Source organism: Amycolatopsis sp. NPDC052450 (genome assembly GCF_044547565.1).
Lineage (GTDB): Bacteria > Actinomycetota > Actinomycetes > Mycobacteriales > Pseudonocardiaceae > Amycolatopsis.
The window spans coordinates 405,893-427,461 of the sequence record NZ_JBIUAQ010000002.1; the positions used below are offsets into that span (position 1 = coordinate 405,893).

Genomic DNA, 21,569 nt, shown 5'->3' on the forward strand with positions numbered 1-21,569 from the left:
AGCACACGGGATGAGTCCGCACCGCTCCGTGGACCGGTCGCAGGACGTGCCGCGGTGAGCTGAGCTGACAGTTCAGCATAAGGATGCGAGAGTGGGTCTGTGAATCGGTCCTCCGGGCCGCCCGGCACCGAGACGGTGGCGGCGGCCGTGACCGAGACGGCCGAGCTGCTCGAGATCATGTTCGAGCGGGCTCGCGAGGCGTCACCGCGTCCGCTGTCGACGTCCCAAGTACGCGCCGTCGTGGCACTCGATCACCACGACGGCCTGAACCTGCGCGCTCTCGCCGAGGTGCTCGGCTCCACCCCGCCGCTGGTGAGCCGCCTGTGCGACCGGCTGGAAGCGGTCGGCTTCCTCGAACGGCTGCCCAGCTCGGCCAGCCGCCGGGAGATCACGCTGCGGCTCAGCGACCGCGGCCGCGCGTACCTGCGGGACCTGCGGGCCCGTCGGCGCGAAAGCCTTCGGGCGGTGCTGGAGAAACTCACCCCCGAAACCAGGGAGACACTCGCCGCGGGCCTCCGGGAATTCCGTGAGGCGGCGTCCGACTAGATCCGGGCGTGCCGTACCCGGCTCTCTCCAGTAGGCTAACTATTGTCATATGACAACGGTTGCTGCTCCCGGTCATCCAGAGGGCGGCCTGGAGCTCCTGGGAGGCCTCGGTGCTGAGGACGGACGACCACGCCGTCCGGGACTTGCTGTCGCGGATCTTCGGCGAAGACCAAGGCTGGCTGGTCGACGACTGGGTCCGATGGCAGCTGGCCGGCTCTTCGGCTCAGCTCGACGAATCCGCGCTGCGACGCGAGGCGACCGAATTGCTCGGGGCGCTCCGTGACGCACTCGAGACCGGACTGCCGCCGGCACAGATCATCGAGCGCGACCAGGCGGTCCGCTCCGCGCTGCGCGGGCTCTCCGAGCGACGTGCTCGCGCGGGTACCGCCCCTGCCGTCACGGCCACGGCGATCCTCGCACTGAAGCGCACGACCCTGAGCGCGCTCGAACGCCGCAGCGAGGACCCGTCGGTGCGCTATCAGGCAGCGCTGCTGGTCAACCAGCTCCTGGACGCGGCCGGATTACTCACCTTCTCGGTCTACGCCGAAGGCCGGGAAGAGATCATCCGGCGCCAGCACCAGCAGATGCTGGAGCTGTCCACACCGGTGGTGCGACTGTGGCGCCAGGTACTGGCCGTACCCCTGATCGGCACCCTCGACAGCGCCCGCACCCAGGTCGTGATGAACAACCTCCTGGAGGCCATCCAGACCCACGAAGCCCGCGTGGCGATCATCGACATCACCGGCGTGTCCACAGTGGACACCGCGGTGGCGCAGCATCTGCTGCAAACGGTCAGCGCGGTCCGGCTCATGGGCGCCGAATGCCTGATCAGCGGTGTCCGTCCGTCGATCGCGCAGACCGTCACCCAGCTCGGCATCGACCTCTCCCACATCGTGACCCGCGGCTCGCTGGCCGACGCCCTCGCCGCCGCCCTGGACCTGCTCGGCGACCGCACCCGCGCGGTGACCGGGTGAGCACGCGCGCCGGCCTGCCGATCCTGCGGCTAGGGGACATCCTGATCAGCGGCTTGCTGGCCGACCTGGACGACACCACCGCACTCCGGTTCACCGACGAACTCACCACCCGGATCTCCGACGAGGGGATCCGCGGGGTCATCCTCGACATCTCGCGACTGGAGATCATCGACTCCTTCGTCGCCAGGGTGCTGATGCAGCTGGCCGCCACCGGGAGCCTGCTCGGGGCACGGATGATCGTCGCCGGGATGCGCCCGGCGGTCGCGATCACGCTGTCCGAACTGGGCTTGCGGCTCACCGGCGTGCAGACCGCGCTCAACGCCGAACAGGCCATGGAGCTGCTGGGGTGGCGCCGTCCCGCCGAGGCCGCCGAAGAGGCGCCTCATGCTTCCTGACGAACTCACCGACCAAGGCCCGCGCGAACACTCCGTCCGCGCCGAAGAAGATCTGCTCAGCGCCCGCCACGCCGTGCGGGCCAGTGCGGTCGCCGTGGGCTTCACCATCGTCGACCAGACCAAGATCGTCACCGCCGCCAGCGAACTGGTCCGCAACGCCTACATCCACGGTGGCGGTGGCACGATGACGATCGCCGTGGTGCGAGACGAGCGGGGCCGGGCGGGCCTGCGGCTGACCGTGCGCGACAAGGGCCCCGGCATCGCCGACGTCGACCAGGCCATGACCGACGGCTTCAGCACTGGAGCCGGGCTCGGGCACGGCCTCGGCGGAACCCGGCGGCTCGTCGACGAGTTCGCCATCGACACCGCTCCCGGTCTCGGCACCACGGTCACGATCGTGCGCTGGAAACCATGACCGTCACCGTCGCGGAAGTGACCCGCCAGATCCGCATCGACCACGTCAGCGCGGTCTACACGGCGGCGCGCGCCGCCAGGGAAGTCGCCGCGGAAGCGGGGCTGCCCGAGGTGCTGGCCGAGCGCGCGGCCGTCATCGCCTCCGAACTGGCGGGCAACATCGACAAACACGCCACCGACGGCACGGTCTTCATCCAACGCTCCCTCGCCGGAGCCGGCGTGGACAGCTACGCCGCGGACTCCGGGCCGGGCATGGCCGATCTGGACTACTGGCGCATCGACGGCCACAGCACGACCGCGACGCTCGGCACCGGCCTCGGCGCCGTCGGCAGGCTGGCCACCGAGTTCCGGATCCGGTCCGCGGCGGGCTCCGGCACCACCGCGGCGGCAAGAACACTGGTCACCGGCACGAATCCCACGGCCGTCGCCCACGTCCGCCTGGCGCGCGAAGGTGAAGACCGGTGTGGTGACGGCCTGGCGATCGCCACCCTGCCCGGTGCCCGGACCATCGCCGTCGTGGACGGCCTCGGCCACGGCCCCGCGGCAGGCGACGCGACAGTGGCCGCGATCGACGTCTTCCGCCGCGACCCGGACCGTCCACTCCGCGACCATCTCACCGCCATGCACCGATCGCTGCGGCAGACCCGCGGCGCCGCCGTCGCGCTGGCCCGGATCTCCGGCGGCCTGCTCGAATTCTGCGGTGTCGGGAACATCGGCGGCCTGGTGCTGACGCCGGGGCAGAGCCGGCCGCTGCTCAGCATGCCCGGCATCGTCGGCTTCACCCTGCCGGATACCCACGTCCGGACCGTGAGCCTGCCGGAGCACCACCTCGTCGTCCTGCACACCGACGGAATCGGCACCGGCTGGCGCGGCGCCGCCCCCCTCGGCCCGTTCCCGGTCCCGGCACTGCTCGCCGCCGACCTCGCCCACCGGCACCGCGACCCCCACGACGACGCCACCCTGATCGTGGTCGGATCCGGAACGGGCACGCCATGACGCACTCCCCCCTCGCCCCGCTCCGCCACCGGCTTCGCGAGGCCTGCGCCGCCGCGGGAGTCACCACCGACGACCGCGCCAAACTGGTCCTCGCGGTGACCCTGCTCGCCGAGCACGCGGGGCGGCCACCCGAGCTGTCGACCCACGCGGGAGAAGGCAGGCTCGCCGTCACCCTCCGGTTTCCCGGTCCAGTCGGGCAAGACCACCGCAACGCCCTGCCCCTGCTGCCCGACGCCGGGGACGGCGCGACCCTGACCTGGCACCTCCCCGCCGTCCACGACACGGCGACCGTTCCCGAAGACGACGAACTGGCCACCCGCGAGGAAATGCTCGCTCTGATCGCCCGCGCCGACGCCGTCACCCAGGAACAGCGTGGGCTCAAACACGAACTCGCCGAAACCAACAGCGGCGTGCTCGCCATGTACGTCGAACTCGAAGAACGGGACGAGCAACTACGGCAAGCCCACACGGTGATCTTCCGCGAACTCGAAGACGCGCTACGCCCACCGCCACCACACGTGGACGCCTTCGACCTGGCCGTGCACTACGCCCCCAGCGAGCCGGACTCCCCCACGGGCGGCGACCTCTACGACTGGTTCGTGCTGCCCGGCGGGAACGTGCACATCACCCTCGTCGACGCTGTCGGCCACGGTGTCACCTCGACCCGGCACGCGCTGACCGTCACCCACGCCATCCGCACCCTGGCGCTGGAAGGCCATCCCTTCCACGACCTGATCGCCCGCGCCGCCAACGCTCTGGCGACCATCGAGCCCGACTTGATGGCGACCGTGCTGCTGGCCCGGCTCGACCCGGTCACCGGCGAAGTCACCGTCGCCAACGGCAGCCACCCCCGTCCGGTCGTCGTCACCTCCGCCGGCGACACCGAGCTCTTGGTGCCCTCCCGCGTCGGAAGAGGCGTCGGCTTCCCGGATCCCGGCAACGGCAGTCTGGTCCGCCGCACCCTCGCCGAGGGCGATCTGATGCTCCTCTACACCGACGGCTTGACCGAGAGCCGAAAAAATCACCAGGAAGGCGAGGCCCGGCTACTGGCCATCGCGCCACGCCACGCCGGAAAACCCACAGCGACGGTCCCCGGCGCGCTCGCCGCCGAAATGCACGACGTGGTCCTGCACGCCGACGACACCGTCGTCATCGCGATCCGGCGCAGACCGTGACGCCGGTCACCTGGCGCCGCGATCGAAAGGACTGACCGACGAAACGAAACCCTTTGGAGGCAAGAACTTTCACCCAACTGTCCCTGGAGGTGAAGGTGGAGCGTCAACTGTGGAGTTTGCTTTCGTTCACCGCGGGGTACTGCTTTCAGTGCGCGATGTTTCCGGAAGGCGTCTATGCGAGGCGGGTGGGACGGATGTCAACACAGCCGAGGACTACGGAGCGCAATGAGCCGAACCCGGTCGACGTGACCTACGACCTGGACGCGACCTCGACCAGGGACGTCCGGCACGGTGTTCGCGAGGTGCTGGGCCGATACCGTGGGCTCACCGTCGACGACGCGGTCCTGGTGACCGACGAACTGGTCAGCAACGCCCACCGGCACGGCGACACGCCGCGGGCCTGCCGCCTCGGGATCACGCACCAGGGCCGGTATCTGCGGATCGAGGTCGACGACGCTTCGCCGCGCCAACCGCGCCGGCGGACTCCGGATGGTTCCGGCGGGCGTGGATTGATGCTGATCGACCGGCTCTCCTCCGCCTGGGGCGTCCAGAACTACGCCGATCACAAGACCGTGTGGGTCGAGCTCGCGCTGAACCGCGAGGGAAGCAGCGGTCACGCACCGCATCTGGCCACGGCCCGCGACTGGCACTGCGAGGACTAGCCGTGTCCCGCACCCGGACGGGCGGGTACCGGACCGGCGACACATTCCAAGGTGTCGCCGGTCCGGTACCGTCGACCCTTGTGAGCCAACCGTCCCAGGCCGAGCCGCCACCACCCGACCTGGGCATCGTCAACCGTGTCGTGAACGGGAACATCGTGGTCTCGGTGACCGGTGAAGTCGACACCGAAGCCGCACCGAAACTCCAGGCGGCCGTCACCACGGCGATCGAAGACACCGGCAGCGCCTGCGTTCTGGATCTGACCACAGTGGACTTCCTCGACTCCGCGGGCCTCGCCACACTGATCACCGCCGACGCCTACGCGGAAACACGCGGGAAATCACTGCGCATCGCCGTGGACTCCAACAGCCCCGTGATCCGGCCCATCGAAATCACCGGCCTCGACATCGTGCTGAGGCTCTACCACACGGTCGACGAAGCACTCCAAGCCTCGAACCGGCCTTCACCGTAGGAGCGGACCGCGATTCTGCTTGCTGCCGTGAAACTGCGGCGAAACCTTTGTGTCGCTTCAGTACTCGTGACCAGGCGGCGAATAGCAGCACACCCACCGGCCAGCACGGCGCAGGACGGGTGGAGGATTTCTTGAAAGCCGACGCCCCGCACATCTCAACCTGGTCGTCGCCGGATAGGCCGTACGGGCGCATCGACCGGCAGTTTCGGTGCTTTCAGTCGCGTTGGCGACCGGGGTCACATAGTTTGCGACTGGCGCACTTGTCCGTCCAAAAGTAACCGGGGAGAGCAACCGGTCACCCCGGTGAATCTTGCTCGACATCGCGGCGGCAGGGCTTGCCGCCGCGACCGCGGGCGGCCGGGTGCTCCTCCTGACCGACACTACTCTCCTTGCCCAGTAAGGGATTCAGCATGCGCAAGTGGACCAGATTACTCGTGGCGGGCGTGCTCGCCACGACCGCCACGACCACCGTCATGGCGGCCGGCACGGCCGGCGCGGCCGACGGCGTCTCGACCGCGGCCGCCGAGTCGACGTTCCCGCTCGCCGACCCGGACACCGTCCAGGCGAAGGACGGCACGTACGTCACCTACGGCACCACGGTCGGCGCCGGTGTCGGTACCCGGTGCGGCGTGACCGGCAAACTGTTCGTGCCGGTGCTCGCGCACGGTTCCGGAAACACCGTCGGCGTGGGCACCTGCGCGTCGGCCGACGCTCTGCCCAACGGGCCGGGCAGCTGGGCTGAGGGCAACGTCTGGGCGCCCGGCGTCGTCCGCTTCGGCGACACCTACTTCATGTACTACACCGCGTCCAAACGCGGCTCCGGCCAGAAATGCCTCGGCCGCGCCGTCTCGGGCAGCGCACGCGGGCCGTTCACCAACCCCGTCGAGTGGGCCTGCCCGGGCAGCGGCCGCTGGGCCATCGACGCGAACCCGTTCGTCTCCGGCAGTTCCATGTACGTCGCCTACCGGGACGACGCGATCACCTCCTACCCGGAGACCGGCATCTCGATCGTGCGCACCCAGTCCAACGGTATGGCGGACTGGGCTACCCGCCGGGACGCGTTGAAGAGCACCGACATCGGTTGGGAGACCACCCGGATGAGCGGCGGCACGCACGTGATCGAGAACCCGTCGATGTTCAAATCCGCCGACGGCTACTGGTACCTGGCCTACTCCGGCAACAACTGGGACAGCGCACGGTATGCGACCGGCATCGCCAGATGCGGCACCGGCCCGCTCCCGTCGACGCGTTGCACACCACGGCAGAACGGGGCCGAGCGGCCCTACTTCGGATACACCGGCACCGGAGGCCTCAACCCCTACCGCGGCCTGCCCGGCAACCACCCCGGCCCGGGCGGGATGGACTTCTTCCAGGCGGCCAACGGCCAGTACCACGCGGTCTACCACTGGTGGAACGGCACCAGGCGGTTCCCGATCGTGGCGACGGTCCTCCGCAACGACGGCGGCTTCTACCTCAGCTAAGCGCCTCACCCGGCTTTGTCGTGAACGGCGCGTTCATCACGCCAGCGCCATGAACGCGCCGTTCACCCATACCGGCCAAAAGGCCGCTGCCGGACAGGGACCGGGCAAGGGCCGTAGCGGCCCGCACGCCGATACCGAGCACGCACGCCCACCATCTCTCGTGGTCGTCGACAAGACCCGCGGCACAGCCGGATCACCGGTCGCTCTCTCCTGACCACGGGTCCACCTCACGAAGAACAGGTCCCAACAGGTCCCGGAGCTCGGCACCGGGGAGACCGGGATCCGGGATCATCTCGACGCCACTCGCGGTGATCAGCCCGCGCACCTCCTCCGGCCCCCGCCCGAATTCCTCTTCGAGCCAACCGATCACCGATCGGCAGACTTCGGGGTCAGAGGTGCGATGCTCGACCAGCCATCGGACGACGTCGGCCAGCACGAGATGCGGCAGAACCTCGCCCTCGTTGTCGATGAGATGTTCCTCGAGGATGGGGACCAAGTGGCGGTGGGTGTCGATGAGCGCACCGATGGCCGCAACGGTGTACGCGCTCATCTGCCACCGTCCTGCCGTTATGGACCCGGTTCGGGTTGGTCATGCCTTGGGTGCGACGTCACCCCCTGCGGCGACACGCGGTTCAGCTGATGAAGCCGGCCGACTTGAGCCAGTCGCGGGCGACCGTGGCGGGCTTCTGGCCGTCGACGCTGACCTTCTTGTTCAGGTCCGTGAGCGTCGCGGTGTCGAGCTTCGCGGCGATCGGCGTGAAGACCTGCTCCAGCTGCGGGTATTTCTGGGCGAGCGGAGTGGCGATCGTGATCGCGGGGTTGTACGTCGGGAAGAAATGCTTGTCGTCCTCGAGCACGGTGAGATTCTGCGCGGCCACACGCCCGTCGGTGGAGGCGACCGAGCCGAAGCCGCAGGGATCCCCCTTGCCGATGCTCGGGTAGACGACGGCGTCGTTGAGCAGGTGCACGTTCGGGTCGGGCAGCGCGAACCCGTAGGTCTTCGCCAGGCCGGGGAAGCCGTCGTCCCGGCTCTTGAACTCCGGGCCCATACAGGTCGAGGCCGCGGCCGGGTCCCGCTTCACCAGGGCCGCGTAGTCGGACAGCGTCTTGACGCCGGTCCGGGCCAGTGTCGCCGGGTTGCCGGCGAGGGCGTAGGTGTCGTTGGCAGGCGAGCGTGCCCACCAGGTGACGCCGTTGGGGGTGTCGGCCTGTTTGACCGCTTCGTACTGCGCCTGCGGATCACTGATCGGCTTGGTCTGGTTGAGGTAGCTGATCCACGCGGTGCCGGTGTATTCCCAGTACAGGTCGACCGCGCCGCTGGTGAGCGCCCGGCGGACGTTGCTCGAGCCGGTGATGTTGGTCTTGTCCTGCGGGCTCGCCCCTGCCGCCTGCAGCGCCACGAGGGCGATCTGTCCGAGCAGCAGCTGCTCGTCGAACTCCTTGGAGCTGACGCGGATCTGGGCGCCGTTCAGCGCGTCGATCTTCGTGATGGATCCCGCGCCCACCTGGGGGCCGGTCTCGTCCTTGCCGATCGTGCAGCCGGCCGCGAGCGCCGCTGCCACGGCGAGCGCGAGTACGGCGGCGGTCGTGCGCTGAAGCATCCGCATGGGTCGATCCTCCTTGAAGTCGGTCGAGCTACATGCCGCGCGGGTGCAGGACTTCTTCGGCGACCAGCCCCAGCCAGTCGACGAAGAGCGCCAGTGCGGCGACGATGACGCCGAAGGTCAGGCTCAGGATCGGGCGGTCCAGCCCGATCCCGGCGACAAGCCCGCCGCCGAGACCGCCGCCGTCGATGAAGGTCGCCAGCGTCGCGCTCGCGACGGTGAGCACGAGCGCGGTCCGGATCCCGGCGAGAATCACCGGGACGGCCAGCGGCAGTTCGATCCGCCACAGGACGGCCGTCTTGCCCATGCCCATGCCGCGCGCGGCGTCGACGAGGGTCGGGTCGACGTCGTCGAGGCCGACGATCGTGTTGCGCAGCACCGGCAAGGTCGCGTAGACGACGAGCGCCGTCACCGCGGTCGCGGTGCCCGTGCCGATCCAGAGCGCTAGCAGCACGACGAGCCCGATCGACGGGATCGCTTGGCCGAGGTTGCCCAGCCCCAGTCCGATGGGCCGGGCCCAGCGGGCGCCGGCGCGGGTGAGCAGGATGCCGAGCGGGAGGGCGATGGCGATCGTGCACGCCGTCGAGATCAGGGTGAGCCGCAGGTGCGCGCCCAGTTCGCTGAAGATCTCGCCGGCGTTGAGAAAGCGCTGTTCGATCGAGTCGATCGGGTGCGCGCGCACGATCATGAAGAGCGCCAGTAAGGCGATGGTCAGCAGGACCGGGCGCACCAGCAGCCCGAGCCGTCGCCGACGAGGCCGCGCGGGCACCGTGGTGTCCGCGCCCAGCCCAGGCGGCTCCACCGCGTCCGGGATCGCGGGCGTGGGCGCCTCGCCGGTAAGCCTGAGCGCTGCGACGAGGCTGGGCACATCGCACACCCCCAGCGGCTGCGCGGCGCTGCCCTCGGTGACCACGACCTCGGTGCTGCCGGTCCGCACCATCACGTCCAGCACGTCCCGCAGGGTGGCGTCGGGCCGGACCGGAGGCAGGCCGTCCGGCACCACCGCCTGCCGGAGGTCCAGGTCACCCACCCGGATCAACGCGAGCCGCTTCAGGTTCCGCTTCGAGCCGACGAAGTTCGCGACGTAGTCGTCCGCCGGCGCGGCGAGGATCGCCTGGGGCGTGTCGTACTGGGCGATCACCGACCGCGGCCGCAGCACGGCGATCCGGTCGCCGACCTTCAGCGCCTCGTCGAAGTCGTGCGTGACGAACACGATCGTCTTGCGCACTTCCCGTTGCAGGCGAAGGAATTCGTCCTGCAGCCGGGCGCGCGTGATCGGGTCGGTGGAGCCGAACGGCTCGTCCATCAGCATGACCGGCGGATCCGCGGCCATCGCCCGCGCCACACCGACGCGCTGCTGCTGTCCACCGGAAAGCTCCCGCGGGTACCGGATGCCGTGCTCACGGGTCAGGCCGACGACGTCGAGCAATTCGCGCACGCGGCCCGCGATGCGTCGTCGAGTCCAGCCGAGCATCCGCGGCACCACACCGATGTTGGCGTCCACCCGCAGATGCGGGAAAAGCCCGACCTGCTGGATGACGTAACCGGTGTTGCGCCGGTGTTCGTCGAGGTCGAGCGCCGACACGTCGGTACCGCCGATCGTGACGACGCCCGCGGTGGGCTCGACGAGCCGGTTGATCATCCGCATGGTCGTCGTCTTGCCGCACCCCGACGGACCGGTCAGCACGACGATCTCACCCGCCGGGATGCGCATCGACAGGCTTTCGACCGCCGGTACCGCTCGCCCGGGGTAGTGCTTGCTGACGTCCCGCAGCTCGATCGTCTCGCCGCCCATTCCGGCCGCTCCCCCCGACGTCGCCGGAGCATCCGCCCGGCGGGCACGGGGACGTCGCCGTGTGGTCAGCTTGCCGACCACCACGAAGGCGAGGTCGAACAGCAGCGCCAGCACCATGATCCCGAGCGTTCCGGTGAGCACCTGGTTCAGCGAGTTGACCGAACCGAACCGGCCGAGCCCGTCGAAGATCTCGTTGCCGAGACCGGGGCCCTTGACATACGCGCCAATGGCCGCGATACCGATCGTGATCTGCGTCGAGACCCGGATGCCGGAAAGGATCACCGGCCAGGCGAGCGGCAGCCGCACGCGAAACAGCAGCCGCGCGCGGCCGAACCCCATACCGCGCGCCGCGTCCACCACGGCCGGATCGACGCCACGCAGCCCGACGATCGTGTTGCGCGTGATCGGCAGAAGCGCGTAGAGCACCAGTGCGCACAGGACATTCGTCAATCCCAGCCCGAACGGGCCGATCAGGATGCCCAGCAGCGCGATCGACGGAACGGTCAGGAACGCCGCCGTCGTCGTGGTCGCCATCGCGCCCAGCCACCGCCGCCGGTAGGTGAGCAGGCCGATCGTCATTCCGACCAGCACGGCCAGTGCCATCGCCGCCAGGGTGAGATCCACGTGCAGGATCGCGTCGTTCACGACGTCGATCCAGTTCTCTCGGAGGTACTCCCACAGGCTCAGGGCGCCGCTCCTCGACATCGCAGGGCGAAAATAGCCGACCGGGTCTCAGCCCAACATGTCGGCGGGGCTCCTGTCCACAGCTCGACGTAAACTGGCTTTGCAGCTTTCAGTCGTCGCGTTCTGACTGTAGAGGTCCCGCCAGGAACAAGATCACGAGGCGGGCGTCGCCTTCTTGAAGATCTCGAACACGGCCAGGTAGTTCTTTCCGCTGTAGCCCTCGGCGATCGCCCGTTCGGCGATCTCCTTCATCAGTCGCGGCTGGTCGGAGTGGACACCTTGTTCCACGCAGGTCCGGGTGATGTGCTCGAGCGCGTTCAGGTTCATTTCCATGGTGCCGAGGTCACCGGGGTAGTTGCCCTTGTCGAGGTCGGGCGCCTGCTCGGCCAGGGTCGAGTCCACCACCGAGGGCATGAACCAGCCCAGCGCGAGTTCGCTGAACTCGACCGCCGAGACGTTCGCCGAGCCGACCATGGCGGTGGCGTGCAGGAAGCCGTTCATGGTCGCGTACATCATTTCGAGCAGTGCCGCGTTGTACAGCACCGCCAGGCTGGGGTCGGAGCCGAGGAACCGCGGGTCCCCCATGCTCGCGAGCGCCACCCCGGCCTTGTCGAAGACGTCCCGCGAACCGCTGTACAGGAAGACGGACTCGGGGTGTCCGACGAGCGGCGGCGGCACCATGATCGCACCGTCGAGGTACTCCGCTCCACGCTCGGCCGCCCAGTCCAGTGCCCCGCGCGCCTCCGTCGGCGTGCCGGAGTTGAGGTTCACCAGGACGCGGCCTTTCAGGGCGTCACCGGCGGACTCGAAGATCCTGTACGTGGTCTCGTAATCCTTGAGACAGATGATCGTGACAGGGCTCGCGGACACCGCATCGGCGACGGTCGCCGCGCGGCGGGCACCCTTGGTGACGAGATCCTCGGCTTTGCCTGGCGTGCGGTTCCACACCGTCAGGGGGTGCCCCTGCTTCAGAAGCGCCTCGGCGAGGGCTGTGCCCATGGGGCCGAGGCCGATGACGGTGACAGGGTTGCTGTGCGGGCTGTTCGGCTGCGGTGTCGTCATGAGCGAGACGTTAGAGTCTCACATGGATGTGAGAGTCAACTCGGAAATGTGTGGTGATCAGCACGTGCGTATCGGAGCTTTGTCCCAGCGGACCGGGGTCAGCGTCCGGCTGTTGCGCTACTACGAGGAGCAGGGCCTGTTGACGCCACTCCGCCGCCCCAGCGGATATCGCGAGTACCAGGACGAGGATGTGCGCACCGTTCAGCACATCCGCACGCTGCTGGCCGCTGGCCTCAAGACCCACACGATCGCCGAGCTGTTGCCCTGCATGGTCGACGAAGGCCAGGGGTTGGCACCGGCTTGTCCCGACATGCTTCCCGGCCTTTACCGCGAACGTGAACGGATCGACAGCGCCGTCGCCGACCTCGCGGCCGCGCGCGCCGTGCTGGACACCATCATCGCGGCCACACCGCCGCACGACAGCGTCGAACCGGATGCCTGCCTTGCGATGACGACCAGTGCCACGCCATCGTGACGGACAGGTGAGCCGCGGGAGCGGCCGAGCACAGATTTTCGGGACATTCCTCCAGCCTGGTGTCGTGGTGTCCGAGGAATGGGCCGTCGAACTCGTAGAGCGGCATGTGACCGGGTGGCCGGTGCACGGGCCGGAAATGGTGATCACGAAGGTCGGTCCGCACCGGCTTGGCTGGGTGATCCAGAACGTCGTGATCCGCTGCGAGCCCGGATCGCCGAGCTGACCGATCGCGGCCGGCGGTTCGACGCACTCCGGTTCGTGCGGGCATCCGCACCACACTTCAGCGCACAAGAAGCCAAGGATTACGTCGAGGCCGTAGCGGCCCGCTTGCCGATACCCGCACATGTGCGCTCACGCCTACCGCGACCACCGGCCGGGCGAGGGGTATGGAGGCGTTTGTCAGGGCCGAATCCCGAGCCGGGCGCGTGAACCTTCATTCCGGCGACAGCATCTCTCGTAGTTGTCGACAAGACTGCCTCGCAGGGCGGCGAAGCTCTTGCCAGCGACCCCGTCCCAGCGCCACCACCGAACTCGACGGCGGACTGCTGCTGAACCTTCAGAACGGAGCACTCTCGTTCACGACCACATTCGGCCGGGCGACGAATCCGCGCGCCCTGCCGCCCCACCCGCCGACAACGACTTCACCCTCGCACCCGGCGAAAGCCTGCTCTGGGAAGGCTCACCGAAACACGTCCGGTTCACCAGAAAGCAAGACCTCGTCATCGTCCCCCTGCTGCTGGTGCCGTGCTACAGCCTGTACCCCACCTTCGACAAACCAGGTGCGTGGTTCCTTCTCGGCCTGCTCCTTCTGATCTCCGTGGCCAAGGGAGTTCACCGCTACCTCGCCATGCGAGCGAGGGTGTACATGGTGACCGACAGGCGCGTGGTCGCCTGGACCCGCGGGCAACCCACGATCTCACGGTTCCTGGGCGAGCTGGGACCGCCTCACCTGGTGGAACACAAGAACGGCACAGGAACCATCACCTTCGGCGGAGCGGGCAAGCCACTCTTCTCCGTCGACGACGACCCACCGGCCGGAACCCCGGAACCGCCGGCTTCACCCGAAATCAACGGCATCGACCACGCGCGCCGGATCCGCGACCTCATCGCCGTCGCACAAAACCGGTCACGCCGAGAGCGCTAGCGACCCGCGGCGAGCAGGCCGCCAAAACCGCGTTGGGCGCCGGCGGCCGCGCAGCTCAGCCACGCGGCGGTCCTGAGTGGACAGTGCTGCGATGCGGCCGGTTTCCGGGCGGTCGCCCGCCGACTTCACTCCTCCTTCGGCCGTGACGGTGGAGCGACTCGGCCGGCCCCTGAACTCCACCGGGTCGGAGGTCCTGCCGGCCGCTCACCGCCTTCCGGCCATCTCACGCTCAGCAGCCATCGCCGCACCGGCAGGGACCGGCGACGGCTCTCAGCTCGTTCGGAATCGGCCGCCGGCGTGACCGTGCTGAACGAGGTGTGCCTGCTCAAGGCCGCTTTCCGCCCATACTCCAGGTCAGGACGTAGCATGGTGGCAGACGGCAGGCGTGACACTGTCGACCGCGCCGATCGTGGCGAGCTTTCCAGCTACTGCTCGCGGCAATCGAGTGCCCAACGCTGCCGTCCCTTCTCGGTTCTCCTCGCATGCCACAGCCGGTTCTGACCGGTCCGACTCACTCCACAGGAGATCCTCCATCAGCGTCCCAGTCGTTCTGCCGCATGCAGTCAGCGCTCCTCGTTCTCTTACCGATGTATATGGCCCGGGCATCGCCGTCTGCGCGCGGCCCGAACTGGCCGTGGCCGAACCAGCGAACAGGCACCGCCACACCCGCGACGTGGTCTCCGCACGACCGATCGCCGTCGCGGCCGACATGCCGGTGATCTGCAGCGCCGGCGGGACGGACCCGGATTTGCTGGCACACCTGCGTGACAGCGGCCTGCCTGTCGGCACGGATTTGCGCGTGTTCCGAAATGAAAGGGAATTCGCCACCCGGGTGACCGAAGCGATATCCGACGGCCTGCTGATGTCGATGGAATACCCGCAGCCGACCACCTTGTGCCCGGACGAACGCGCGCTCAAAAGCGCGCAACTCGTCGGCTATTTGAACAACAAAGCCAGCATCACCACGTTGGTCGATCCACGTTTCCAAGCGCACCGCAGCGTCGTGACCCGCGGGCAGCTCGCGGAGGCGGCACCGGCGGAGAAGTCGTGGGTGCTCAAGGCCGCGACCAACGACGCGCACGGCGGCAGCCTCGATGTCTATCTGCACCAGGCCCACGAGCAGATCGCGCTGCCGGCGTTCACCGACGTGCTCGACGAGTTCGTCGTCGAGGAGTACCTGCAGATCCTGCGTAACTGGGGCCTGCAGTTCTATGTGGCAGCGGACGCGCGGGCTCGCCTGCTGGCCGTGACCGAACAACGCGTCGACGCGATCGGGGTCTATGCCGGCGGCAGATTCGGCACGGTCACCACTCCTCCCGCCGAACTGCTCGCCGAATGCCTGGCGATCACCCAGCGCGCGGCCGATGTCGGCTACCGCGGCCTGTGCAGCCTTGACTGCGCCGAAACCCGGGACGGCCAGCAGGTCGTGCTCGACCTGAACTTCCGGATCACCAGTGGCTCGATCCCGTTGCTGGCGATGCAGTCCGTCCGCCCCGACGGCCTCGACCTCCCCGCCGAATCCGTGAAGCTGACCGTCGACGGCCCACTCACCGACCTGCTCGCCGGGATACGCCCGGCCTTGGCCGCCGGCGGCCTGCTCATCGTGGCCGGTCATGACACCGGTCACACGGACAGCCCGCGCCGGCAAAGCACCTTGCAACTGCTGGTCCTCGGGGACGACCCCGACGAGGTGACCGCTCGACGCCGTACGCTGGAAGAGAAAACCGGCAAGTAACCAAGGGCGGGACGTCGTCCGGACGTCCCGCCGATCACGCGACCACCCCTACGCCTAGGCTCATTGGCACTGCGCCAATCCGAGATGGCGTGGCATGACCTAGCGGAAGGCACTTTCGATGGCACAAAAGGTATCCGTCCAGATCGTCGACGACATCGACGGTGGCGAAGCCACCCAGACCGTGCCCTTCGCGCTCGACGGCGTCACCTACGAGATCGATCTCTCCGATGACAACGCCGGCGCCCTGCGCGAAGAGCTCGAGCGCTTCATCGACGCCAGCAGGCGAGTCGGCGGGCGCAAGGTGAAGGTCGCAACCGGACAGTCCACCGTGGCCGGTGGCGCGGCGAAGCCCACCGACCGCGAACGCAACCAGCAGGTCCGCGCCTGGGCGTCGGCCAACGGTTACGCGATCGCCGAGCGCGGCCGCATTCCCAACGAGATCTACGAAGCGTTCGACAACGCCGAGTCGGCCCCTGCCGAACCGGTCGCCGAAGAGGCTCCCGTCAAGCGCAAGCGTGCACCTCGCAAGAAGTCCTGAACCGCCGATCGCGCCCTTGACGTCCTTCTCCGGTCGACCCGGACAGGGGCCTCAAGGGCGCGTCGCGGTGGCGGGAGTGGGTCGCCAGGGCGCCTGGCGCGCTCTTGACCATCCGAAAGGGACACCAGCCAGGAAACGGTGTCCCTTTCGGTCACTTTGCGCGGGGGTGTCCCTTGTAGACACTCAAGACGTGGCCGCTCCAGAGCTACGCCCTATTTGCCTTACCTCTCGATAGATCCATGAGGGAACGTCTGTGGTCCCGGATCGCCGAGCTCACCGGATTCGACTCCACTGACAAATCCTGGCTGGCTCCGCCCCCGGCACGGTGATCAAACCCGGCCCCATCAGTGCCTCGTCTCGTATCGGGTCAGCACCACGCCGCCGGGAAACGTCCGCGTCTCCACCAGGGTCAGGTTCACCCAGCTGTCCAGCGCCGTGAAGAACGGTGTGCCGCCGCCCACCAAGACCGGCACGGTGACCAGCAGGTACTCGTCGATCAGCCCGGCCCGCATGGCCGCCCCGGCGAGCGTCGCGCCGCCGATGTCCATCGGGCCGCCGTCCTCGGCCTTGAGCCGGGTGATTCCGGTGACCGCGTCGCCGGTGACCAGGCGGGTGTTCCAGTCGACCTCGTCGATCGTCGAGGAGAACACCGCCTTCGGCATGTCCCGCCAGCGGCGGGCGAACTCGATCTCCGCCGGTGTGGCGCCGGGCCGCCGGTCGGCGGTCGGCCAGTGGGAACTCATCGCCTCCCACAGTTTGCGCCCGTACAGCGCCAGGCCCGTCGCCGCCACCCGGTCGGACCACCACTGGAACAGCTCGTCGCTCGGGGACGAGTCCGGTCCGTCACCCCCGCTCCAGCCGAGGTCGCCGCCGGGCGCGGCGATGTAGCCGTCCAGGGTCACGTTCATGCCAAAGGTCAGTTTCCGCATGGTGTCAGCCTCCTGTGAGTCGATCTCACACGTTCGTAGCGGCGCGTGGCAGCCCGCCCGTGTAGCTTGCCTGGTCCGAAGGCCCTGACTTCATCAAGACAGGAGACTGCGAATGAACCGGATCAAGCCACAGTCCTCGGAAGGAGCCTCATGCTGACCCAGATCGCCGAGGGCGTGCTGGTCCACCAGAGCGAGTTGCTCCGGAACAACACCGTTGTCGTGCGGGGCAATGGCGGCGTGCTGCTCATCGACCCCGGGATAACGGGCGACGAGATGGCCTGTCTCGCGAACGACCTCCGGGAGTCGGGCGAGCCCGTCGTGGCGGGGTTCTCGACCCATCCTGATTGGGATCACGTGCTGTGGCACCCCGAACTCGGCGACGCGCCTCGATTCGGTACGGCCCGCTGTGCGGCTTATACGCGAGATGTGCGGTCGAAGGCGGATTGGAAGACCCGCGCCGCCGAGGGATTGCCGCCGGAGATCGCCGAGGAAACACCGCTGGACCTGTACGGCCTCATCACGGGTCTGCCCGCCGGCACCGCACGGATTCCTTGGGATGGCCCCGAAGTCCGGATCGTCGAGCATCCGGCGCATGCCCCGGGCCATGCGGCGCTGGTGATCGAAGAACGCGGGGTTCTCGTCGCCGGTGACATGCTCTCGGATGTCTTCATCCCGATGCTCGACGACGTGAACGACACCAATGACCCGATCGAGGAGTATCTCGCCGGGCTGCGGCTGCTCGAGGCTGTGGCGGACGACGTCGAGATCGTCATCCCCGGGCATGGTTCCGTCGGCAGAGGTGACCGGGTACGCGCGAGGATGCACCAGGATCGGGCGTACGTGCACGCCCTGCGTGACGGCCGTGATCCCGGCGACCCGCGGATCGGCCCGTCGGCCGAGCCCGGCTGGGAATGGGTGAGCGACATCCACGAAGGACAACGCCGGCGCTTCGCCGAGAGAACCGGCCGCCGCCAAGCCGAGGAGCCTGCGAATGAATGACACCGAACCGCAGACCGCGGCGGGAAAGGTGCTCTGGCACTTCACGATGTCGCTGGACGGTTTCGTGGCGGGCCCGGACCACGCGATGGACTGGATGACCGGGACGAACCGCCCCGGTCTGGAAGGCGAGTACGTCACGACCACGGGCGCCGTGCTGGGAGGCCGAGACGGCTGGGAGATGGCCGCCGCGAGCGGGGGCCGCCCGTACGGCGGCGACTGGGACGGGCCGATCTTCGTGCTCACCCACCACCCCGAAGACGCGGTGCCCGCCGAGGGAGTCACCTTCCTCGACTGTGCCCCCGCGGAGGCGGTACGGCTCGGACTCGAGGCCGCCGGCGGCAAGAACCTCGAGGTGTTGTCCCCGACCATCGGCGCTCAGCTACTCGACCTGGGGTTGATCGACGAGATCGACCTGCACATCGCACCGGTCCTGCTCGGCGAGGGCGTCCGGCTCTACCACAACCCGGGCCGCGCGCCGATTCACCTGCACCAGGTCGGCGACGGCGACCCCAGCTCGGAAGTCAACTTGCGGTACCGACCCGCCGGCACGGCGGCCGGAGCCGGCGATTGACTCTCGCTATTCAACAAGTTATATATGACCAATGCCATACCTTCGACGAGGTCGCGCGGTGGTGCTCGGTGCGGGGGTCGCCGGTCTAGTGACGGCGCGGGTCCTGTCCGAGCATTACGACGAGGTGGTCGTGGTCGAGCGTGACGAGCTTCCCGACCGGCCGGGGCACCGGCGTTTCGTTCCGCAGTCGCATCACGCGCACGGCCTGTTGGGCTCCGGCCGCCGGGTGCTGGTCGGGCTGTTCCCCGGCCTGTCCGCGGAACTGGCCGCCGGCGGCGCGCTCACGCCGGGCTCCAGCGACCCCGCGATGGGCGATCGTTCGCTCTTCCTGGTCCGCGGCGGGACGACCATCCGGATACCGGCCTGGTGGAGCGCGGGTTTCGGTGCGAGCCGGATCCTTCTCGAGCACGCGATCCGCGCCCGCGTACGAGCGCTGCCGAACGTCACGGTCCTGGACAGGACACCCGCCACCGGGCTGCTGACCGACCGGTCCCGCCGCCTGGTCACCGGCGTCCGGACGCCCGGCGAGGACCTGGGCGGCGACCTGGTCGTCGACGCGTCCGGCCGGAACTCACCCTTGCCGGAGTGGCTCGAACGGATCGGATACCGGCCACCCTCCCGCTCGGTCGTCCACTCCGACGTCCGCTACGTCAGCGTGGTCACCGAACCCGATCCGTCCTTCGACCCCGAGTGGCTGGCCATCCTCGGCGGCCAGGCCGAGTCCGGCTCCTCTGTCGGCGGTGTCGTGCTCCGCGTCGAGCACGGCCTGCTGCACATCTCGTTCGGCTCGATCGCCCGCGGCGGCCCGGTTCCGGCGGACCTGGCCGAGTTGCGCGACTTCGCCGAGCGGCGGACGGCGCCGGTGGTGGCCGAGGCTCTCCGCCGGTCGACACCGACCGGCCCGATCCGCGCCTTCCGCGTCCGCAGCAACACCCGGCGGCACTACGACCGCGCCCGCGAGATGCCCGAGGGCGTCCTCGCGCTCGGCGACGCCGCCAGCGCGGCCAACCCCATCTACGGCCAGGGAATGAGCGTGGCCGCCCTGTCCGCGGCCGCGCTCGGCCGGGTGCTCGCCGCCGGGGACGACGCGGGATTGGGACGCCGGGCGGCACGGGCCATCGCCGCCACGTCCGCCGATGCGTGGCGCCTCGCGCTCGGGGAGGACCTCCGCTACGGATGCCGCACCGAAGGGGTCCGGCCATCGTGGACGGCCAGGTTCGGCGAGGGCTACCGCAACCGCCTGGAACGAGCGGCGGCCCTGGATCCCGAGGTGGCCGCGGCCTTCAACGACGTGCTCAATCTCCACCGTCCGTTGTCGTCGCTCGGTTCCCCGCGGATCGCCCGGCGGGTGCTGAGGCCGTTGCGTGACCGCGATCCCGGTCCGCTGTCCGCGACCGTCGCCGCGGTACTCGGCGCCGTCTGAACCCCGTCCGAGCGAGGAGGCCCATGTTCCAGCCACAGTTCGTGGACGTCGACGACGTCTTGCTCCACGTCGAAACCGACGGTCCCGGCGACGGTCCGGCCGCGCTGTTCCTCCACGGCTGGCCCGATCTCTGGTTCACCTTCGAACCGCAGATGACCGCGCTCGCCGAACAGGGGTACCGGACACTCGCGCCGGACCAGCGCGGCTACGGTCTTTCGTCCAAACCCGCCACCGTCGCCGACTACGAGATGTCTCGGCTGGTCAAGGACATCGTGCTGCTGATCGAGCGGCAGGACGCGGCGCCGGTGCATCTGGTCGGGCACGACTGGGGCGGGGCGGTGGCCTGGATGGTGGCGATCGAGCGACCCGACCTGGTCCGGTCGCTGACCATCGTCAACTGCCCGCACCCCCAGGTGTTCGCCGACTCGTTGCGGCGCAAGCCTTCCCAGCTGCTGCGGAGCTGGTACATGGTGGCGTTCCAGATCCCCGGCCTCGCCGAGACCGTCCTCGGCGCTCGCGGCGGCGCGATTCTCGCGGCGATGCTGAAACACGGCGCCCGGCTCAGCGACGCCGACCTCGGCCGCCACCGCGCCGTCTGGCGCCATCCCGGCACGATCCAACGGCCGCTTTTCTGGTACCGCGCGCTGTTCCGGACGATGTCGCCGTCGCCGCGCCCCGCACCCGACCTGACGGTACGCGTGCCGACCCAGATCATCTGGGGACGACGGGACGGCGCGCTCGGCAAGCACCTCGCCGAACCCAGTGCCGCCCAGTGCGAGCGGTCCGAACTGCACTGGCTCGACACGCGGCACTGGCCACACCGCGAACAACCCCGGCACGTCACCGAACTCCTCGCCGCCTGGTTCGCACGGCACGCGGACCGGACCTGATCGGTTGCTATTCTCCGGGTCTCCCGCCGGAAGGAGCCCGATGCTCAGATTCGCCCTGCTGGGCTTCCTGCTCCGGCAGCCGATGACCGGTTACGACCTTGCCACCGCGATCCGCACCAGCATCCACTTCGTCTGGCCCGCCCAGCTCAGCCAGATCTACCGCACGTTGAGCCAGCTCGAGGACAACGGGCTGGTCGTGTCCGAAGTGGAGCCACAGCAGAGCAGGCCCGACCGCCGCGTGTACACGGTCACCGACGCCGGACGGGAGGCGTTCGGTTCCTGGCTGAGCGAACTGGTCACCGAACTCGACCCTGTCCGCGTGCCCTTCATGGTCCGCTTCTTCTTCGCAGGCTCCCGTCCGCTGGAAGACACCGTGACCCAGCTCCGGGTCATGCGCGACCTCCACGTCAAGGACCAGGAGCGGCTCGCCGTCGAACTGCCGGAACAGATCGCGGCGGCCGCGGCCCTCACCGGCGGCAGCGAACTCGACCCCCTCATCTGGGACTCGGTCCGCCGAGCCGGCGAGATGATGGCCCGGACCTGGGTGGACTGGATCGACGAAACCATCGAGCGGCTCCAACACGCCGCACGCGACGGCCACGGGTGA

24 protein-coding genes are annotated in these 21,569 nt (G+C 68.9%); 19 read left to right on the plus strand and 5 right to left on the minus strand.

Annotation, left to right across the window (positions count from 1 at the left end; genetic code table 11):
- Nucleotides 1-99: 99 nt before the first annotated feature.
- From ACIHAO_RS06810 to ACIHAO_RS06850, 9 genes are all read left to right on the plus strand, one after another.
- Nucleotides 100-546, plus strand: a complete 447-nt coding sequence (locus ACIHAO_RS06810; protein WP_396555153.1) for a MarR family winged helix-turn-helix transcriptional regulator — start codon at nt 100-102, stop codon at nt 544-546.
- Nucleotides 547-656: 110 nt separating this feature from the next.
- Nucleotides 657-1,520 (plus strand): STAS domain-containing protein, encoded by an 864-nt coding sequence (locus tag ACIHAO_RS06815; RefSeq protein WP_396555155.1) that lies wholly within the window; start codon nt 657-659, stop codon nt 1,518-1,520.
- Nucleotides 1,517-1,915 carry an STAS domain-containing protein gene (locus ACIHAO_RS06820; protein ID WP_396555157.1) on the plus strand — a complete coding sequence of 133 codons (399 nt, stop codon included), beginning with the start codon at nt 1,517-1,519 and terminating at the stop codon, nt 1,913-1,915. The genes ACIHAO_RS06815 and ACIHAO_RS06820 overlap by 4 nt, the downstream gene beginning before the upstream one ends.
- On the plus strand, nt 1,905-2,330 hold the full coding sequence (locus ACIHAO_RS06825) for an anti-sigma regulatory factor (RefSeq protein ID WP_396555159.1): 426 nt from the start codon (nt 1,905-1,907) through the stop codon (nt 2,328-2,330). The genes ACIHAO_RS06820 and ACIHAO_RS06825 overlap by 11 nt, the downstream gene beginning before the upstream one ends.
- The gene (locus ACIHAO_RS06830; RefSeq protein WP_396555161.1) at nt 2,327-3,325 is read left to right on the plus strand and encodes a SpoIIE family protein phosphatase; all 999 of its coding nucleotides are present in this window, start codon (nt 2,327-2,329) and stop codon (nt 3,323-3,325) included. The genes ACIHAO_RS06825 and ACIHAO_RS06830 overlap by 4 nt, the downstream gene beginning before the upstream one ends.
- Nucleotides 3,322-4,500: a PP2C family protein-serine/threonine phosphatase gene (locus ACIHAO_RS06835; RefSeq protein WP_396555163.1), complete on the plus strand. Its 1,179-nt coding sequence runs from the start codon at nt 3,322-3,324 to the stop codon at nt 4,498-4,500. The genes ACIHAO_RS06830 and ACIHAO_RS06835 overlap by 4 nt, the downstream gene beginning before the upstream one ends.
- A gap of 194 nt (nt 4,501-4,694) precedes the next feature.
- Nucleotides 4,695-5,162: an ATP-binding protein gene (locus ACIHAO_RS06840; protein WP_396555165.1), complete on the plus strand. Its 468-nt coding sequence runs from the start codon at nt 4,695-4,697 to the stop codon at nt 5,160-5,162.
- 80 nt (nt 5,163-5,242) lie between these two features.
- Nucleotides 5,243-5,632, plus strand: a complete 390-nt coding sequence (locus ACIHAO_RS06845; RefSeq protein ID WP_396555167.1) for an STAS domain-containing protein — start codon at nt 5,243-5,245, stop codon at nt 5,630-5,632.
- A gap of 410 nt (nt 5,633-6,042) precedes the next feature.
- Nucleotides 6,043-7,113 carry a family 43 glycosylhydrolase gene (locus ACIHAO_RS06850; RefSeq protein WP_396555169.1) on the plus strand — a complete coding sequence of 357 codons (1,071 nt, stop codon included), beginning with the start codon at nt 6,043-6,045 and terminating at the stop codon, nt 7,111-7,113.
- A 193-nt stretch (nt 7,114-7,306) separates the two neighbouring features.
- Here ACIHAO_RS06850 and ACIHAO_RS06855 read toward each other — a convergent pair whose 3' ends face one another.
- The 4 genes from ACIHAO_RS06855 to ACIHAO_RS06870 all read right to left on the minus strand — a co-directional run bounded on the left by ACIHAO_RS06855 (nt 7,307) and on the right by ACIHAO_RS06870 (nt 12,258).
- Entirely contained in the window at nt 7,307-7,663 is a 357-nt protein-coding gene (locus ACIHAO_RS06855) for a hypothetical protein (protein WP_396555171.1), read from the minus strand.
- 82 nt (nt 7,664-7,745) lie between these two features.
- Nucleotides 7,746-8,720 (minus strand): glycine betaine ABC transporter substrate-binding protein, encoded by a 975-nt coding sequence (locus tag ACIHAO_RS06860; protein WP_396555173.1) that lies wholly within the window; start codon nt 8,718-8,720, stop codon nt 7,746-7,748.
- Between the two features lie 28 nt (nt 8,721-8,748).
- Nucleotides 8,749-11,217: an ABC transporter permease subunit gene (locus tag ACIHAO_RS06865; RefSeq protein WP_396555175.1), complete on the minus strand. Its 2,469-nt coding sequence runs from the start codon at nt 11,215-11,217 to the stop codon at nt 8,749-8,751.
- Between the two features lie 132 nt (nt 11,218-11,349).
- Entirely contained in the window at nt 11,350-12,258 is a 909-nt protein-coding gene (locus ACIHAO_RS06870; RefSeq protein WP_396555177.1) for an NAD(P)-dependent oxidoreductase, read from the minus strand.
- Here ACIHAO_RS06870 and ACIHAO_RS06875 point away from each other — a divergent pair.
- From ACIHAO_RS06875 to ACIHAO_RS06895, 5 genes are all read left to right on the plus strand, one after another.
- On the plus strand, nt 12,257-12,733 hold the full coding sequence (locus tag ACIHAO_RS06875) for a MerR family transcriptional regulator (RefSeq protein ID WP_396555179.1): 477 nt from the start codon (nt 12,257-12,259) through the stop codon (nt 12,731-12,733). The genes ACIHAO_RS06870 and ACIHAO_RS06875 overlap by 2 nt on opposite strands.
- A 64-nt stretch (nt 12,734-12,797) precedes the next feature.
- Nucleotides 12,798-12,956 (plus strand): hypothetical protein, encoded by a 159-nt coding sequence (locus ACIHAO_RS06880; protein WP_396555181.1) that lies wholly within the window; start codon nt 12,798-12,800, stop codon nt 12,954-12,956.
- Between the two features lie 516 nt (nt 12,957-13,472).
- Complete coding sequence (locus tag ACIHAO_RS06885; RefSeq protein WP_396555183.1) at nt 13,473-13,877, plus strand: hypothetical protein; 405 nt, start codon at nt 13,473-13,475, stop codon at nt 13,875-13,877.
- Nucleotides 13,878-14,262: 385 nt separating this feature from the next.
- Nucleotides 14,263-15,612: a hypothetical protein gene (locus ACIHAO_RS06890; protein ID WP_396555185.1), complete on the plus strand. Its 1,350-nt coding sequence runs from the start codon at nt 14,263-14,265 to the stop codon at nt 15,610-15,612.
- 118 nt (nt 15,613-15,730) lie between these two features.
- Nucleotides 15,731-16,150 carry an Lsr2 family protein gene (locus tag ACIHAO_RS06895; RefSeq protein ID WP_125789117.1) on the plus strand — a complete coding sequence of 140 codons (420 nt, stop codon included), beginning with the start codon at nt 15,731-15,733 and terminating at the stop codon, nt 16,148-16,150.
- A gap of 344 nt (nt 16,151-16,494) precedes the next feature.
- On the opposite strand, the gene ACIHAO_RS06900 is transcribed toward ACIHAO_RS06895, so the two are convergent.
- On the minus strand, nt 16,495-17,079 hold the full coding sequence (locus ACIHAO_RS06900; protein ID WP_396555187.1) for a dihydrofolate reductase family protein: 585 nt from the start codon (nt 17,077-17,079) through the stop codon (nt 16,495-16,497).
- Between the two features lie 150 nt (nt 17,080-17,229).
- Here ACIHAO_RS06900 and ACIHAO_RS06905 point away from each other — a divergent pair, with 150 nt between their 5' ends.
- Genes ACIHAO_RS06905 through ACIHAO_RS06925 form a run of 5 tightly spaced genes read left to right on the plus strand, consistent with a single transcriptional unit; the run spans nt 17,230 to nt 21,569 of the window.
- Complete coding sequence (locus ACIHAO_RS06905; protein WP_396555189.1) at nt 17,230-18,078, plus strand: MBL fold metallo-hydrolase; 849 nt, start codon at nt 17,230-17,232, stop codon at nt 18,076-18,078.
- Nucleotides 18,071-18,649 (plus strand): dihydrofolate reductase family protein, encoded by a 579-nt coding sequence (locus tag ACIHAO_RS06910; RefSeq protein WP_396555191.1) that lies wholly within the window; start codon nt 18,071-18,073, stop codon nt 18,647-18,649. Before ACIHAO_RS06905 ends, ACIHAO_RS06910 begins: the two co-directional genes overlap by 8 nt.
- Nucleotides 18,650-18,707: 58 nt before the next feature.
- Entirely contained in the window at nt 18,708-20,072 is a 1,365-nt protein-coding gene (locus ACIHAO_RS06915) for an NAD(P)/FAD-dependent oxidoreductase (protein WP_396555193.1), read from the plus strand.
- 23 nt (nt 20,073-20,095) lie between these two features.
- Nucleotides 20,096-20,962 (plus strand): alpha/beta fold hydrolase, encoded by an 867-nt coding sequence (locus ACIHAO_RS06920; protein WP_396555196.1) that lies wholly within the window; start codon nt 20,096-20,098, stop codon nt 20,960-20,962.
- Between the two features lie 40 nt (nt 20,963-21,002).
- Nucleotides 21,003-21,569 carry a PadR family transcriptional regulator gene (locus ACIHAO_RS06925; RefSeq protein ID WP_396555198.1) on the plus strand — a complete coding sequence of 189 codons (567 nt, stop codon included), beginning with the start codon at nt 21,003-21,005 and terminating at the stop codon, nt 21,567-21,569.